11 protein-coding genes are annotated in these 14,783 nt (G+C 51.4%); 8 read left to right on the top strand and 3 right to left on the bottom strand.

The window, feature by feature from the left end; all coding sequences use genetic code 11:
* The 4 genes from ACTQZS_RS13015 to mgtE form a co-directional block, all read left to right on the top strand.
* The coding region (locus ACTQZS_RS13015; RefSeq protein WP_441476189.1) for a GH25 family lysozyme at positions 1–923 on the top strand (923 nt) is incomplete at its 5' end.
* 237 nt (positions 924–1,160) lie between these two features.
* Positions 1,161–1,415, top strand: coding sequence for a hypothetical protein (locus ACTQZS_RS13020; protein ID WP_441476190.1), 255 nt, complete (start codon positions 1,161–1,163; stop codon positions 1,413–1,415).
* A gap of 205 nt (positions 1,416–1,620) precedes the next feature.
* Positions 1,621–3,513, top strand: coding sequence for a molecular chaperone DnaK (dnaK, locus tag ACTQZS_RS13025; RefSeq protein WP_441476191.1), 1,893 nt, complete (start codon positions 1,621–1,623; stop codon positions 3,511–3,513).
* Between the two features lie 513 nt (positions 3,514–4,026).
* Positions 4,027–5,391 (top strand): magnesium transporter, encoded by a 1,365-nt coding sequence (gene mgtE / locus ACTQZS_RS13030; RefSeq protein WP_441100526.1) that lies wholly within the window; start codon positions 4,027–4,029, stop codon positions 5,389–5,391.
* Between the two features lie 206 nt (positions 5,392–5,597).
* Here mgtE and ACTQZS_RS13035 read toward each other — a convergent pair whose 3' ends face one another.
* Together ACTQZS_RS13035 and ACTQZS_RS13040 are read right to left on the bottom strand one after the other, a co-directional pair.
* Positions 5,598–6,482, bottom strand: a complete 885-nt coding sequence (locus tag ACTQZS_RS13035; protein ID WP_441476192.1) for a bifunctional hydroxymethylpyrimidine kinase/phosphomethylpyrimidine kinase — start codon at positions 6,480–6,482, stop codon at positions 5,598–5,600.
* A 455-nt stretch (positions 6,483–6,937) separates the two neighbouring features.
* Positions 6,938–7,336: a 4Fe-4S dicluster domain-containing protein gene (locus ACTQZS_RS13040; RefSeq protein WP_441100486.1), complete on the bottom strand. Its 399-nt coding sequence runs from the start codon at positions 7,334–7,336 to the stop codon at positions 6,938–6,940.
* Between the two features lie 670 nt (positions 7,337–8,006).
* On the opposite strand from ACTQZS_RS13040, the gene ACTQZS_RS13045 reads away from it, so the two are divergent.
* From ACTQZS_RS13045 to ACTQZS_RS13060, 4 genes are all read left to right on the top strand, one after another.
* Positions 8,007–8,993 (top strand): NAD(P)-dependent oxidoreductase, encoded by a 987-nt coding sequence (locus tag ACTQZS_RS13045; RefSeq protein WP_441476193.1) that lies wholly within the window; start codon positions 8,007–8,009, stop codon positions 8,991–8,993.
* A 601-nt stretch (positions 8,994–9,594) separates the two neighbouring features.
* Positions 9,595–10,947: a Na+/H+ antiporter NhaC family protein gene (locus ACTQZS_RS13050; RefSeq protein ID WP_441476194.1), complete on the top strand. Its 1,353-nt coding sequence runs from the start codon at positions 9,595–9,597 to the stop codon at positions 10,945–10,947.
* Between the two features lie 312 nt (positions 10,948–11,259).
* A complete protein-coding gene (locus ACTQZS_RS13055) occupies positions 11,260–11,874 on the top strand; it encodes an AAA family ATPase (protein WP_441100491.1) in 615 nt (204 codons plus the stop codon).
* 175 nt (positions 11,875–12,049) lie between these two features.
* Positions 12,050–13,777, top strand: a complete 1,728-nt coding sequence (locus ACTQZS_RS13060; RefSeq protein WP_441476195.1) for an amidohydrolase — start codon at positions 12,050–12,052, stop codon at positions 13,775–13,777.
* An 86-nt stretch (positions 13,778–13,863) separates the two neighbouring features.
* Here the strand turns inward: ACTQZS_RS13060 and ACTQZS_RS13065 are convergent, their stop codons facing one another.
* Positions 13,864–14,664 (bottom strand): response regulator transcription factor, encoded by an 801-nt coding sequence (locus ACTQZS_RS13065; RefSeq protein WP_441476196.1) that lies wholly within the window; start codon positions 14,662–14,664, stop codon positions 13,864–13,866.
* Between the last annotated feature and the right edge of the window lie 119 nt (positions 14,665–14,783).

Genomic DNA, 14,783 nt, shown 5'->3' on the forward strand with positions numbered 1-14,783 from the left:
ATCAGTATCAGCAGGCAAAAAAACTCGGGAAGCTGCTCGGAGTGTACCATTATGCACACCCGGAATACAACTCGGCGATCTCGGAGGTGGATTTTTTTGTAAAAAATATCAGAGGCTATCTCGGGGAGTGCGCAATCTTTCTCGACTGGGAGTCCTCCGGGCTGTGGAATGTATCATGGGCATTGCAGTGGTTGCAGTATTTCAAACAGAAAACCGGGATCACTCCGGTATTTTACACCTATGAAAGCGTCCTGCAGAGGTATGATTGGTCTCCGGTTGCAAAAGCTGGTTTTAAACTCTGGGAGGCAAAGTATCGCGATTACGGCATCGATAATAATTACGATATGACAAATGCCGGCTCTCGGCCGCGGCTCGGCGCATTTTCGTCCATGATCATGTGGCAGTGGACATCTGTCGGACGGCTCGACGGCTATTCCGGAAACCTTGACTGTGATCGCTTCTATGGTTCAGCTGATGACTGGAAGGCACTGTATGGGAAACCCGCTGCAAAAGCGCAGCAGGCCGCATCGAAAACGGCGGCGATCTATCGTCTGTATCATCCATCAAGTCAGGATCACTTCTACACGGCTGATTCCGGTGAGAAGTCTCAGCTTGTCGGATCCGGTTGGAGATATGAGGGTATCGCCTGGTATTCTCCTACATCCGGCACGCCTGTTATCAGACTGTATCATGCTCAGACAGGTGATCACATGTATACGGCATCCGGTACAGAGGCGAACAACCTTGTGCGGTCCGGATGGAAGCGTGAAGGAACCGCATTCTTTGTAAAGGGTTCCGGCACGCCAGTCTATAGACTGTACAAGGCAAAAACCTGCGACCATCTGTTTACGATCAGCACAAACGAGAAGAAGTCGGCCATGATGTCCGGATACAAGGACGAAGGCATTGCCTTCTACATATAAAAATAAGTCCAGGGAGGAATCCCCTGGACCGTGATCATTTATTTAAATATGTACAGATTTTATCTAGCAGATATCTAGCAAAATTTCACGTTTTGCTGTTCCGTGGCAAGGGGTAAATGCCTTAAAATACGCGGTTTTGGGCGATGATGATGGGTCAATCAATACCGACCACCAGCATCATATAAATTCCCGGGAATCCTTTAAATATAGGGATATCCGGGAATTTTTCTTTTTTCATTGAAGCAGATTCAAAAGCTGGATTTTAATTATCTGCTCACAGGACATTCTCTGAGGCCGGTGCCGAGGGAAAGGCTGGAGGATTTTATAGGGGCTGCCATGAATCCGGATATTGAGCGGGCGAGGAAACTGAGGCCGAATGAATTTGCGCCGGGGGTCACATCTCTGCGGTGTTTTGAGAAGAAAAATCCGGAGAAAAGCGGACATGGAAAAAATAAAGCCAGCATCGTGATCAGCAGAGACAAATTATTATAAGGGATATAAAATTTAAAAATTGAAAAATAAGAGTTGACATCCGGAAATTCCGTGGTACTATAAGGATTGTAAGCGTTAGCACTCGTACATGATGAGTGCTAACAAGCCGCAAATAAGAATCAGACATCAGAAGAAATCCGCAGGAAACCGATCAGATGATTTTCCGTCGCGGAGGATGCTTCATCCGAAAAGGAGGAAATAGATTATGGGAAAAATCATTGGTATTGACCTTGGTACAACAAACAGCTGTGTAGCCGTTATGGAAGGTGGAAAACCCACCGTTATCGCGAACGCGGAAGGAAGCCGTACGACCCCGTCCGTTGTCGCGTTCACAAAGACAGGAGAGCGTCTGGTAGGCGAGCCGGCAAAGCGTCAGGCAGTTACAAACGCGGATCACACGATTTCATCGATCAAGCGTCACATGGGCTCCGATTACAGAGTCACCATTGACGGCAAGAGTTATACTCCGCAGGAGATCTCCGCAATGATTCTGCAGAAGCTGAAGAGCGACGCGGAAGGCTATCTGGGAGAAAAGGTCACAGAGGCCGTTATCACCTGCCCTGCGTATTTCAATGACGCACAGCGTCAGGCGACAAAGGACGCCGGCAAGATCGCCGGACTTGATGTAAAGCGTATCATCAACGAGCCGACAGCGGCGGCGCTGGCTTACGGCCTGGACAATGAGAAAGAACAGAAGGTTATGGTATACGATCTCGGCGGCGGCACCTTCGATGTGTCCATCATCGAGATCGGCGACGGAGTCATCGAGGTACTGGCTACCGCCGGCAATAACCATCTGGGCGGCGACGACTTTGATAAGAGAGTTGCCGATTATATCGTAAGTGAATTCAAGAAGCAGGAAGGCATCGACCTCTCCGGCGACAAGATGGCGATGCAGAGAATCCGTGAGGCGGCAGAGAAGGCAAAGATCGAGCTTTCCAGCGCGACCACCACGAACATTAACCTTCCGTTCATCACCGCTACGGCGGACGGCGCAAAGCATCTGGATCTCAACCTGACAAAGGCAAAATTCGACGAGCTGACCGCAGATCTTGTGGAAGCGACCGCGGAGCCGGTAAGAACCGCTCTGAACGACGCGGGACTTACCGCATCTGACCTTGCGAAGGTTCTTCTGGTCGGCGGTTCCACACGTATCCCGGCGGTACAGGACAAGGTAAGACAGCTGACCGGACATGAGCCGAGCAAGAACCTGAACCCGGATGAGTGCGTGGCAATCGGCGCATCGATTCAGGGAGGCAAGCTGGCCGGAGATGCTGGAGCCGGAGACGTGCTTCTGCTCGATGTCACACCGCTGACCCTTTCCATTGAGACCATGGGAGGAATCGCGACACCGCTGATTCCGAGAAACACGACAATTCCGACGAAGAAGAGCCAGATCTTCTCCACGGCAGCGGACAATCAGACCGCAGTGGATATCAACGTTGTACAGGGTGAGCGTAAGTTCGCCAGAGACAATAAGTCCCTCGGACAGTTCCGTCTGGACGGAATTCCGCCGGCAATGCGCGGCGTTCCGCAGATCGAGGTAACCTTCGATATCGACGCGAACGGCATTGTAAACGTATCCGCCAAGGATCTTGGAACGGGTAAGGAGCAGCACATCACGATCACTTCCGGATCGAGCATGAGCGACGCGGAGATCGATAAGGCAGTCAAAGAGGCAGCGCAGTACGAGGCTGAGGACAAGAAGAGAAAGGATGCCGTAGATACGAAGAATGAAGCGGATTCGACGGTATTCCAGGTAGAGAAGGCTCTGAAGGAAGTCGGCGACAAGGTGCCGGCGGATCAGAAGAGCGGCGTTGAGGCAGACCTGAACGCACTGAAGGATCTGCTCGCGAAGGCTCCGGCAGACGGAAGCCTGACCGACGCGCAGGTAACGGACATCAAGGCGGCGAAGGAGAAACTGATGAATTCTTCACAGGCTCTGTTCACGAAGATGTACGAGAACATGCAGCAGAACCAGGGCGGCCCGAATCCGGGCGCAGGCGCAGGCCCGCAGGGCGGAGCTCAGGGCGGAAGCAGCAGCGCAGGCAATAACGGCGGCGATGACGTCGTAGACGCTGACTACAAGGAAGTCTGATGTCAGGACCGGTATTTCCGGGAATTACACAGACCGGAATGCTTCTGAGATAGAATGCTTCTGAGATACATTAAGATACATCATTAAGAGAAGATTATCACGATATAGCAGAGAGATCTGTGAAAGCGGCAGGAAGGCAGAAATGTCTCCTGCCGCTATTTTAATTTACGCGAACAGTGAGCCGCAGCCGAATGCGAAGTATTCGTGTGCGGCGAGCGTCGCGATAGCGAGATAAAACTCGCACAGCATGTTTTATCTCGTTTGCACAAAGGGAGCTGACCTGGGGAGAAGCGGAGATTGTTAAGAGGAGGTGAAGAAATGTTAATGGTGCAAAAAAGAACGGATTCATCGAACCGTGCGGTGGCATCCCGCCGCGGATTATGATATTATCGGTATGTTCGAAAAAACGACGATAAGTGCGCTAAGTTTCCGCATGTGCGTCTGTCTGCGCCTGCGGCGATCCTGTCTGCATTTTCGGAGAACTTACGTCGGGAGGTGATTTCATTGAATGAGATGATAAATACAGAGGAGCTGGAAGACCGGAAGGAAATGGTCGAGGCGTGTATAAAGGATGGCGACAGCAAGAAGCTGAATGAGATTTTCAGCGATATGGAAGCCATTGACTTCGCACAGATCGTGGAAGCACTCGAGGACGAGGAAATTCCAAAGGTCATGCAGCTTCTGAATGATGAGAACAGAACTGCGCTGATGGAGGAGTCCAGCGATGAGATGCGGATCCGTCTTGCGAAAACTCTGGATAATCATGCGCTTCTCGATATGTTCGCGGATATGCAGAAGGATGATATCGTAGATATGCTGGGAGATTTCCCTACCGGAAGAAGAAAAGAGGTTCTTAACCTGATGAAGGCGGATGACCGGAAGATCATCACAAACCTTCTCCAGTATCCGGAGGAATCGGCCGGAGGCCTGATGTCCACGGCTTACCTGGCTCTGAATGAGAATCTGACGGTATCCGAGGGCATTCACAAGATTCATGAGATCGGGCCAAAGACCGAGGTTATCGAGATTATTTACGTGACGGACCGGACACATCGCCTGACGGGAACCGTCGATCTGCGGGATCTCCTGTCGAGTCCCGGGTCAAAGCTGATCCGTGATATCATGCATGACAATGTGATCTATGTCACTCCTGAGGTCGATCAGGAGGAAGTCGCAAAGCTGGTATCCCGATACGATCTGCAGGCAATTCCGGTTGTCAGCGCGAAGAAACAGCTTCTCGGAATCATCACCGTAGATGATGTCATCGACGTCATCATTCAGGAGCATGACGAGGATATGCTTCAGATGGCCGGTGTAAGCTCGGAGGAAAGCCTCAAGACCTCCCTCGGGCAGTCGATTCGTTTCCGGCTTCCGTGGCTCCTGGTCAACCTTGCGACGGCATTTCTCGCTTCGTTCACGGTAAAGGCATTCGAGAGCACCATCAATAAGGTTGTCGCTCTTTCTGCGATCATGACGATTGTATCCGGAATGGGAGGCAACGCCGGTACGCAGACAATGTCCGTCTTGGTCCGTGAGCTCTCGCATAACAAGATAACGTTCGCGGAGGCGATGAAGGGGTTCTTTAAGGAAATATTGCTTGGCATTATCAACGGTGCCGCTAATGGTCTTGTGACAGGCGTCATTGTCTGGTTGATCTATGGAAATTTCTATCTTGGAGTGATTGTGTTCATCGCCATGATCGGGAATATGATTGTCGCGGGTGTCTTCGGCTTCCTGGTTCCTGTTGTGCTGGATAAAATCCATGCGGATCCGGCCGTTGCGTCCTCAATTTTCGTGACGACGGCGACCGATGTTCTTGGATTCTTTATCTTCCTCGGACTGGCCAAGCTCACCCTTCCGTTGCTCCTCGGCGCCTGAGTCCGTCTGAATTTGCAGCCATAGCGTATGTCCGTCTGAATTTGCAGCCATAGTGTATGTCCGTCTGAATTTGAAGCCATAGTGTATGTCCGTCTGAATTTCCGGCCATCGCGTATGTCCGTCTGTATTTCCAGTCAGGTCATGGCTGCCCATCCTCTGAGCCAAAGACGCGAAGACCGGAGCTTGAGAGAGCCGTGCATACTTCGTCAGCGAATGTCAGAGCATATGTCCGGCATCAGCATCGGCAGATACTTTTCATAATTAATTCCGTCGAGGAAGGAAGTGCCGGCTACGATGGAGTCGTGAACGCCGGCGGACAGAAAGTCTCCGGCAGTCCTGACGGTTCTGTCCCAGCTCCATCCGTTGAGACGTCCGCCGAGGACAATAGCGGCGAAAAGATCGCCGGTTCCGGAAAAGTGCCCTTTTTCGTGTGGGAAGAGATACAATGTCTCTTCCTCGCTGTTTACAAGCAGATTGCCGATCTTTGGTTGTGTTCCGTCAGCGGAGTGATTGCAGAGCTCCCCGGATAAACCCGTGACGAGAATTGTTTTCCCCGGCTTGTTCAGAAGGGAACGGGCCCGGTCCCGGATCTGTTCCAGAAGCGACGCTGCAGGATAGGAAAGAAGTTCTGCGGGTTCTGCGCCGGTCAGAAGACAGAGCTCTGTGATGTTTGGGGTCAGGATATCGGCCTGTTCGGCGAGAACCTTCATGTCGCGGAGCAGATCGGGCGAAAAATTTGCGTAGGTGAAGCCGTCATCTCCCATGACGGGATCGACCAGAAGCGTGGTTTCCCCGGTCTTGAACTGCGCCAGGAAATCCCTGACAAAAGAGGTCTGAGAGGAATCCGCCAGATAGCCGGTCAGAATGCCGTCGAAGCGGGCATCGAGCGAGGACCAGTGCGAGAGATAATGCGGCAGGTCCGCGGTGCAGTCTCTGGAGTAGTATCCCGTGTATTCGGTCTGCGCCGTCAGTACAGCGGTTGGTACCGGGTTCACGGAAATTCCCATGGCGGAGAGAACCGAAATATCCGCCACCAGAGAACAGCGTCCCATGCCGGAGAGGTCGTTAATTGCAGCTGTTTTCCTTGTCATTGAGCCTTTCCTTTCAAATCCCATTTTAATCATCAATCCCTATATTTCAGTATCTATTCTGCTCCCCAGTCTTGAGAATCTGCGGTTCTCTCGATGTGAGGAGTCGGGAAACCTTCGGTTTCAGAGCACATAATAACTTCAGCCGGGGAAGAGCCCACAAGTGGCCTTATTGCGCCTGAAATGATAATGTGCGGAATAGTTACATATTTTATAAGATTGGAATAGCGATCCTAGAATCAGTACTTACTAATTTCTTATATCCAGTAAACCCTCATACGATTCATCGTGCCACACACTGTATAAACTACGGATTGCTCCGTGCTTCGCACTCTCGCAATCCTGCAGGTGACCGACTTCGTCGGTCTGCGTTTTCGAAGAGCTTAACAGTAAACGCCCGGTAAAGGACCCGCTTGCGCGGTGTGCCTTCACCGGGCGTCTGTCGCTCCGGACCATTTTTATTTTTCTTCAATAAACAGGCAGTCCATCGGGCAGGCCTGCGCACACTTGCCACAGGCAATGCATTTGAATGCCTTTTCGGTTGCGGGATCTTTTCTCATCACATGCATCGGGCAGACCTCAACGCAGGTTCCGCAGCCTGTGCAGAGTTTCTTGTTCACCATGTAAACACCGAATTTGTTCTGTGTGATAGCGTTCTGCGGGCAGTTCCGGGCACACTTGCCGCACTGAATACAGGTTACCGGTTTGGTCTCGAAGGGGAATACTTCGTTTACCGTCTCGATCCGCAGAGCGGCAAGATCCAGATCGTCGCTCTTGAAATAGGTATTCGCACATACCTGAACGCAGGTGAGGCAGTTCATGCACTCGGCTTCTTTGTTAACCTTCAGACGTTTCATAACTTGACATCCTCCTTGTCAATAGAAATAGTACTGCATTTCCCTTTTGCGGTGAATACCGCAAAAAAACACCCAGAGTCATCACTTCTGAGTCTGTTTCAGATTACCGAAAGATTGTGCAATATTTAACATACTTTCATAGTATTAATCTATCGTATTCAGGATATTTCGTCAATACGGGAATAGCAGAATCAGGCAATTTTCTGTACCGAATCAACAAAAAAATCAGAAGAGCTTCCTGAAAATATGACGAATCTGCACAGCGGGCAGGTAAGGACAGATAGATTTTGTCTTGTTGTTCGGCGCTTCTGGTCTTGAACCTTCCGATGCCGGAAGTGCATAATAGAAAAATCGACAGAAGAACAGGCATGGAAGAACGGATATCAGAGGAACAACTGGCGGAGGTACAGGTTCCGGCAGCGCAGCGTCGGGATAATGAAGGGATATACAATAAAGATACATTGTGCTACACACTGTATAAGCTACGGATTGCTCCGTGCTTCGCACTCTCGCAATCCTACAGGTATGAGGATTTCGCGGCGTTCGCGCTTCATCCTCATACCTGTTGCCTTCGAAATCGCATACAGTCTCTTATGCGCGCTTCGCGTGCGACGATCCTGTCTGCGTTTTCGAAGAGCTTATACAGTAGATATATGAAAGGGAATTATTGATGAAGGTTTTACATATCGGGGAAAAGGGAAATATTGAGAAGTACGCAGCCGGAAACCCGTATCTCTCCAGGCTGGAGATCATAGAAATGCCGAGGGGGCTGACGGATATCGAGTACCTTTCCCGGGCGAAGGATGCGGATTACATTGTAGCGGATGCCATCTCGAGGGTATCCGGTGACCTGATCGCCGGGATGCCGAATCTCAGGATGATTCACTCTGAGGGAGTGGCTTATGACCAGATCGACACAGAGGCGGCTGCCGATCGTGGAATCTATGTCTGCAGCAGTCAGGGAATGAATGCTTCCGCGGTAGCGGAGCAGACGGTTCTTCTGATGGTTGGAATGCTGCGGGATGTGGTGAACGGAGACCAGGCGGTCCGGGACGGACGGCAAATTCAGGTAAAAGGCGGATATATCCGGTCAGGATCGCTGAGGGAGCTGTCTGACTGCACGGTCGGGCTAGTGGGATTCGGAAATATTGCCAGGCGTACCGCACATCTTCTGAAGGCTTACGGAACGCGTGATATTTTCTATTATAAAAGACATCCCCTCCCGGCAGAGAGGGAGAAGGAGTACGGCGTGCAATATCTGCCGCTGGACAGATTGCTGGAACAGAGCGATATTGTCAGTCTGCACCTTCCCGTTACGCCCGAAACGGAATACATGGCGGACTTTGATTTCTTCCACAAGATGAAGGAGGGATCATATTTCGTGAACACATCCAGGGGAGAGCTCGTGGAGGATGATGCGCTGATTCACGCCCTGGCATCCGGAAAGCTGGCGATGGCCGGACTGGATACCCTCGACTGCGAGCCGGTGCAGAAGGATCATGTGTTGCTTGAACAGCCGCGGGAGATCTCGCGCAGAATCATTTTCAGTCCGCACATCGGCGGAATCACCGGCGCTTCCTTTGCCCGCAGCATGGCGATGGTGCTGGAGGATATCAAAACTGTCGAAGAAGGCGGAAGACCGGCGCGAGCTGTGTGAGCCCAGCCCTTCGGATAAACCGTACATCGTGGAATCTCCGCCTTTCAGACAATCCGCGGGACGATAACCTACCTGATTTCTGTTAAAAAAATACCGGACCGCGGGTATTGTCATACTGCAAAAAGGTTGTTATGATTCTTCATAAAGAAAAGTCAGAGACATTTGTGATACAAGGAAGTATCGTCGGCAGACAGCCGGATACTTCTTTTTTTTGTATCCTATATTCTGAATACAGACAGTGCAAAGGGGCATGTGGATTTATTCTGCATGCCCTTTTCTGTTTTCGCAGGTTTTCCGATAACGCGGAGAGGGCTGTCGGTTGAACGATTGGACTCGTTGCGTGACATCTGCAAGGTTGTTTGATAATGCGGAGAGGACTGTCGGTTGAACGATTGGACTCGTTGCGTGACATCTGCAAGGCTGTTTGATAATGCGGAGAGGACTGTCGCACATGAAGCGCGAGAAAGATTGTACACGGTTTTTGGATTGTGTATATTGTGTTGTATATCGTGTTATATATCGTGTTGTGTATCGGGTATTCAGAGACGTCTCTCCAGAGTAACTGTTGATTGGTTTTTGGATAAGTAGTGAGGTGAAGCACATGTCGACCGGTTTACTTTCAGTATTTATTATCCTGGCTATTATCGTTATTGCGGTCTTGACAAAAAGGTGCGCAGAGGTTCTGATTGCAGGATCACTGCTCGCGTGTCTGGTTTATTATAAAGGGAGTTTCCTGACAAAGTGGTGTCAGCTCATCCAGGACACACTCGCTGAAAATGTCTGGATCATCATCGTTTGCGGCCTTTTCGGCAGCCTGATTGCGCTGCTGACGGCATCGAAGGGAAGCTATGGATTTTCACGGCTTGTTTCCAGATTTTGCAACACGGAACGCAAGACGTTATTTACTTCCTTCATTCTCGGCATTCTCATCTTTGTAGATGATTATCTGAATGTGCTGACCATCGGTGTGTGCATGAAAGGTGTCTATGATAAGAGAAAGATCCCGAGAGAGGCACTGGCTTATATGCTGGATGCTACGGGCGCTCCGGTATGCGTTATGCTTCCGTTCTCCACATGGGCAGTTTTCTACGCGGGCATCTTCGCTGATCAGGACAGCGTGCAGAAGCTCGGCTACGCGACCGGTCTTCAGGCCTATACGCACGCCATTCCGTATCTGTTCTACCCGATTTTCACTCTTCTGATTGTGTTCCTGTTCTGCCTTGGCGTCATGCCGAAGATGGGCACGATGAAGAAGGCGTATCAGCGTGTCGCTGAAACCGGTATGGTATATAGCGAAAAGAGCCGCAAATACAACCATGACGAAGAGGGATACACGGAGGAAGGCAATATCTGGGATTTCATCATTCCGATGGGTGTGCTTGTCGCTCTCGCGATCGCGACAGGCAATCTGCTTCTTGCGGTCGTGGTAGGCATTCTGGTCTGCTTTGTGATGTACATACCGAGAAAGGTCATTCGCATGGAGGATTTCTATACGACGATCTGCAAGGGATTTGCCGACATGCTTCCGATCCTGATCCTTCTGATCATGGCGTTTTCTCTGGAAAAGGTGCTGGCCGACATGAAGATGACGGATTTCATCATTCAGATTGCAGAGCCGGTTCTTACCAGATCTGTGTTCCCGGCGGTTACCTTCATTCTTGTCGCGGTGCTGGCATTCACAACCGGATCTCTCTGGGGCATGAGCGCTATCGTAACTCCGATTGTTTTTCCGCTTGGAGCAGCGGTTGGCGCAAATACGATCCTGATCATGGCAGCGGTTATTTCCGGAGGTGCTTTCGGAAGCCACGCGTGCTTCTACACAGACGCGACGCTGCTGTCTTCGCAGAGCGCCGGCATCGACAACATGGAGCACGCACTATCGCAGCTGCCTTATGTGCTGATAGCTGCCGGTGCCTCGGTTGTCGCGTATCTGGTCTGCGGATTTGTCATGTAGCGCAGCGGGTTATCGGATTTGTCATGTAGCGCAGCAGGTTATCGGATATGATATGAGATGCGTAAATATCCGGACAGGCAGTGATCGGGCAATTGTTGCGGGAGGAAATCTGTGGCCGGACATGTACAGCCTGTGGTGCTCCGTATAGCGCGTGGCGTTTCATACAGCCTGTGGTGCTCCGTATAGCGCGTGGTGTTTCACTTAGCCTGTGGTGCTTCGTATAGCGCGTGGTGCTTCACTCAGCCTGTGGTGCTCCATACAGTACGTGGCGCTTCATACCGTCCGGTTGTTTATTTAGAAAGAGGAATGATTATGAGCAAGAGTAAATTTGTGGTAACCGTGAACCGACAGTTTGGCAGCATGGGAAGACCGATCGCAAAGCGTATGGCAGAGGATCTGGGAGTCGAGTATTACGACAGAGATCTGATTGAGAAGGCCGCGCAGGAGCTGGATCTTCCGGCCTCGGTGATTGAGGAATCGGAGGAATCGGCGAGGAAGGGCGTCGAGAATCCGTTCTCCCGGATGCAGTTTCCGCTGGGAGGAGGCACAAGTGATGTGCAGGACAAGATTTTTCATACACAGCAGAATATCATTAAGTTTCTGGCGCAGAGGGAATCCTGCATTATCGTCGGCCGGTGCTCGGATTTTATTCTGGCTGAGATGCCGAACACGATGCATATCTATATCTACGCTTCCTATTCAGACAGACTGCATCACTGCATCTATGATCTGAAACTGGAGGAGCAGGAGGCACGCCGCATGATCAAGGCGGTAGATGACGCGAGAGATGAATATCAGATGCATTACGCGGGCTATCTGCCGGATGATAAGAGGTATAAGGACATCATGATCAACAGCAGTCTGTTCGGCGTGCAGGGCACTGCGGAATATCTTACGGACGCAGTCAGACGGAAATTCAGTTTGTAAGGCGATGATCGTCAACTGCCCACTGCCTGAAGGCAGTGGGTTTTCGCCTGCAGCAAACGACAGGCAGTGCAGTGGATTACGCCTGCAGCAAATGACAGGCAGTGCAGTGGATTTCGCCTGCAGCAAATGACAGGCAGTGAGTTTCCGCCTGCAGCAAACGAAAGGAATTTATTTTATGAAATATTTGATCAGAAGTACGGCGGTATACAACGGACATGACGCTCTGCCTTCCCCGGAGTCGATTCTTGTGGAGGATGGAGTGATCCGGAAAATTCTTCCGTATGATGTGAACGCAGAGTCGCTTCTGGATAAAAGGGAAGCAGAGGCGTTTCCGGATAAAAAGGAAGCAGAGGTGCTTCCGGACAAAATGAACGCAGAGTCGCTTCCGGATGGGATAAAAGTTCTGGATTTCGGCGACCGGCTGGTGATGCCGGGATTCATCGATGCGCACACGCATTTTTTTACCGGAGCCATGGAGAACAGCGAGCATGTGTGCAGTGAGATCGCGGATTCGGTCTCCGAGGACGACTGTGCGCGGATCGTCGGAGAATACGCGGCAAAGCACCCGGAGGAAAAGGTGATCCGGGGAAGCGGATGGTTTCTTCCAAAATGGAGGACGACGACGCTTCCGACGAAAAAAAGTCTCGACGCGGTGGTTTCGGACCGTCCTGTTCTGCTGAAATGCGCGGACGCGCACAGCTACTGGCTGAACAGCGCGGCACTTCGACTGTGCGGGATTACGCCGGACATGAAGCCTGAGAGCGGTTCTGTCGGTCTTCTTCCGGATGGAGAGCTGAGCGGAATGCTGATCGAGCCGGCCGCGTATGAGCCTGCGGATAAGGTGTTCCGCACCTTCCCGGATGATGAGTATCGGAAGATTATTGAGGATTTCGAGAGGGTTCTGGCCGGATACGGCATTACCGCGCTCAGCGAGATGTTTGCGCCCGATTATAATGAGGAGAACAACCATCTCTGCGAGATGATTCATTCGATGGCAGAAGAGAACAGGATGAGCGCTCATCTGTACCTGTTCCCGCGTCTGTTCGGCTATACGGATTTTTCTGCGGCAGAGAAATGGAAGAAGCAGTTTGCCGGGAAGTGGTTTGACATCCCGGGTGTGAAGGGATTCCTTGACGGGGTTACAGAGACCTACACCGGTCTTCTGCTGGAGCCCTATACGGACCGGCCGGATACCTGCGGAATCGGGGTGCCTCTGCGGGAGTATGACGACGTCAGACAGTCTGTCATTGCCGCAAACAGGGAGGGATTTTCCGTCAGGCTGCACTGCATTGCGGATGGCTCCGTCCGGATGGCGCTGAACCTCTTCGAGGATTCGATCCGCGCCAACGGGGACAGAGATTATCACAATACAATTGAGCATATCGAGAATATCGATCCCTCGGATATCCCACGCTTCCGGAAGCTTCACGTGATTCCGTCCATGCAGCCGGCACATCTGGTTCTGGATGAGAACGGCAAGATCCTTCATATCGGAAAAGAGAGAATCCGCTATGAATGGCCGCTCCGCTCTATGGACGAGGCGACGGGAACGCTGGCTATCGGAACCGATTTTCCTGTGGTCGGCATTGATCCGTTCCAGACGATATATACCGCAGTCACGCGAAAGGATTATCAGCATCATCCGACCGGCTTTAATCCGGAGGAAAAACTGACGATGCTGCAGGTTCTGTCCGGATATACCTTCAACGCCGCGCGCGCATACCATATGGAGGACAGGATCGGAAGCCTCGAGGAGGGAAAATATGCGGACATCATTGTGCTGAAGGAGAATCTGTTCACCATGCCGGAGGAGGAGATCATGGACAATCGTGTCGTCTTCACGATGTGCTGCGGCAAAATCACGAATGATGAGCTGAAGATTTGTGAAAAGGCGAGTAAGTAAGACACGAGCTGGCGCAACGGTTCCGCCTGCTCGCAGCTGAAGATTTGTAAACAGGTGAATAATTAAGAAGGGAAAATCAGGGACGGTCAGAGACCGGTCCCTGCGCCGTCCGTTCCGGACATGATCCGGAAAAGTTCCAGCCGTGAGGAAATATGAAACTTCCGGTAGATGTTCTGCATATGCTTCTGCAGAGTGTTGTCCGTGATATGGAGCTGCTCGCGGATTTTTGCATTCGGAATCGCCTTCATGACAAGCCGGACGATCTCAGCCTCCCGCCGGGTCAGTCCGGCTTTTTCGATCAGGGCGTCTGTCCGTTCTGTGGTGAGGGCCGCGGATGCGGAATTCGGCAGAAGCGCATCCGGAGCTTTCAGAAGCAGACGGCCGTAGATGTAGTTCAGATGCTTGTCGAGAGACTTCAGCAGGGTCATGTCGTCTTCTGAGAAGGGCGGATCCTCCCGGGTGCGGAACAGTGTGATCACGCCCAGAAACTTCCGTTCATACACGATCGACATCTGAAGGGTGTCATAGATATGATATGGGCGGTAGCACTTTTCATAGATCGCGGAATGAAGGCGGCTTTCGTTTTTCAGAAGATCGCTCTCCCGAAGCACCGTGGAGACCTTGGAGTGGAGCATCCACTGGATTTCGTCGTCCTCGTAGTTATCGATGTATTTCTGCTCCGCGGCGGTAAAATCTGCCGGATCGCAGTACACACCGTTGAAGGTGAAGCGGGGCGCATCAGGGTCCGCAGTCAGAAGACTGGCATAGGGGCTCGGAATCAGCATCCGGAGATAGGAGAGGAGATCGTGGTTAATTCCCTCGGCATCGTTGGAAGTATACAAAGAGTACAGGAGATCACTGAAGATCAGCAGATGATTGGTATCCATTATTCTGTCACCTCATTTTAAGTCGGTTCATTTACTAGGGGAAGCTGCGGTATCACGGGATCGTACAGGATTATGGTATCCTGGGAGAACGTACCTGAAAATACCGGAAATCAAGTATA

It is taken from the genome of Bilifractor sp. LCP19S3_H10 (assembly GCF_052119185.1).
GTDB lineage: Bacteria > Bacillota > Clostridia > Lachnospirales > Lachnospiraceae > Bilifractor.